Below are 1,890 nucleotides of genomic sequence, written 5' to 3'. Positions count from 1 at the left end.
GGATGCGGTACGCCTCGCCGTCCGAGTTCTTCCGGCACGGGACGGACCGCGACGGGGTGTCCTCGCCGTCGGCGCGTCATGCCGCCGACGTGACGGGCTCCTCGTCCCGGGAGCGCTCGCGGGCGCCGGTGCGCGGGTACGCGCTCGCGAGGGCGGGCAGGATCGCCGCGATCGCGAGGACGGCCGGCACGATTCCGAGGACGATCGGGGCGCGGAGTCCGTGGTCCGGGACCAGTGCCGATCCCACGGCGGAGCCGAGGACGACCCCGAGGGTGATGAACGACGCGTGGACGGTGTCGACCAGCGGCGCGGTGCCGCCGGACCGCCCCGGCCTCCGGCGGTGGTCCGGGCCGGGTCCGGTGTCCTACCGGGCGTCCGCCGGGGAAGCGGCCAGATCGTCCAGGGCCTTCCGGGCGGCCGGACCGGCCAGGGGTGAGAACCGCGGATCGGCGCGCAGCGCCTCCTCCAGGTTGCGGCGCGCCGGACCGTACCGCCCCAACTCCCGCTGGATCATGCCCAGGTGGTACGCGTACGAGGCGTTCTGCCCGCCCGCGTCGACCGCGCGGGCCGCGTACTCCAGGGCGGAGTCCGGGTCGCCGGAGCGGTACAGGGCCCAGCCCAGCGCGTCCGCCACCGCCGCGCCGCGGTGCGACCGCGCCCACTCGGCCTTCAGCACCTCGACCGCCTCGGCCGGATTGCCGTGGTCGGCCTCGAACCGGCCGCGCAGCAACGCGTCGTCCACGCCCCGGGCGGCGTCGCGGGCGAGCGTCTCACCGAGCCGGGCGTACTGGCTGCGGGCGTTCCCGTGCTGCCCCAGCGACTCGTACAGCTCGCCCAGCTCCAGCATGTACTCGGGCCGGGGGAGACCCGCCAGGGCCGCCTGGTAGTCGCGCTGCGCCTCGTCCGTGCGGCCGAGCGCCGCCAGCGCCCCGGCCCGGCCCGCGAGCGACGGGTGGTGGGTGCGGTCGGTCCGCAGCGCCGCGCCGTACTGCGCGACCGCCTCCTCCGGCTCGCCCCGCTTCCGGGCCAACTCGCCCAGCAGGTACAGGCACTCCGCCTTCTGCGCCGGTGCGGTGGCCCGGTCCGCCGCGTCCTGCGCGTTCGCCAGCGCGTCCTCGCGCCGGCCCCGGTCCATGTACATCCTGGCTTTCTGCACGAGCGCCGGAACCCCGGAGCGCAGCTCCGCGAACCTCTCCACCGCCCGGTTCACCGACTTGTCGTCGCCCAGGCCCCGGTAGGCGTCGATCAGCGCCGGATACACGGCCCACTGCTTCGGCTCCCGCGCCCGTACGGCCTCGCCCCACTTCTTCGCCGTCCCGAAGTCGTGCCGGGCGTTGGCGAGCGCCGCGAGCCCCACCCGGGCCGCGGTGTCCCCGCCCTCCCCGGGTCCGGCGCCCAGCGAACGCTTCAGGGCCCGTTCGGCCCGGTCGTAGTACGCCGCGTCCGCGGAACGCAGCCCCCACTCCACATAGGCCGCGCCGAGCACCGCCCAGGACCGGGCGTCGGACGGATGCGCGCCCACCCACCGCTGCCGGTCCCCGATCAGCGCCTTCAGATCGGCGAGCGCGACGGGGGAACCCGCGGCCGTCGCGGCCAGCGCGCGTGAGACGGAGCCGGGCACGGGCGGTGACGGGGCCTTCTCCCCCTCGTCGTCGGGCACGGCCACCACCGCACCGGTCACCAGCACCGCACCCGCCACCACGCCCAGGGCGGCCCTGCGCAGCGTCGTCCGCAGCGACGGGGGCGGCAGTTCGGCCGGCGGCACGGGATCGGGCGGCCGAGACGGAGCAGCCGGCCAGCGCGGAGGCGGTGTGCGCGTCGACGAGTCCGGCAGGGGCCAGGGCGAGCAGGCGCAGTATCCGGGCGGCGGTGGCCGGCAGGAAGTCGTGG

Annotated in this window: 2 protein-coding genes; both read right to left on the bottom strand. The window is 76.8% G+C overall.

All coding sequences use genetic code 11. The features are described 5' to 3' along the window. Positions 1-76: 76 nt before the first annotated feature. The gene (locus EAO76_RS40890; protein ID WP_222872253.1) at positions 77-247 is read right to left on the bottom strand and encodes a hypothetical protein; all 171 of its coding nucleotides are present in this window, start codon (positions 245-247) and stop codon (positions 77-79) included. Between the two features lie 117 nt (positions 248-364). Beyond that, entirely contained in the window at positions 365-1,765 is a 1,401-nt protein-coding gene (locus tag EAO76_RS40885; RefSeq protein ID WP_262376175.1) for a tetratricopeptide repeat protein, read from the bottom strand. Between the last annotated feature and the right edge of the window lie 125 nt (positions 1,766-1,890).

It is taken from the genome of Streptomyces sp. sk2.1 (assembly GCF_008120935.1).
GTDB lineage: Bacteria > Actinomycetota > Actinomycetes > Streptomycetales > Streptomycetaceae > Streptomyces.
This window is presented reverse-complemented; position numbering and strand designations above follow the sequence as displayed.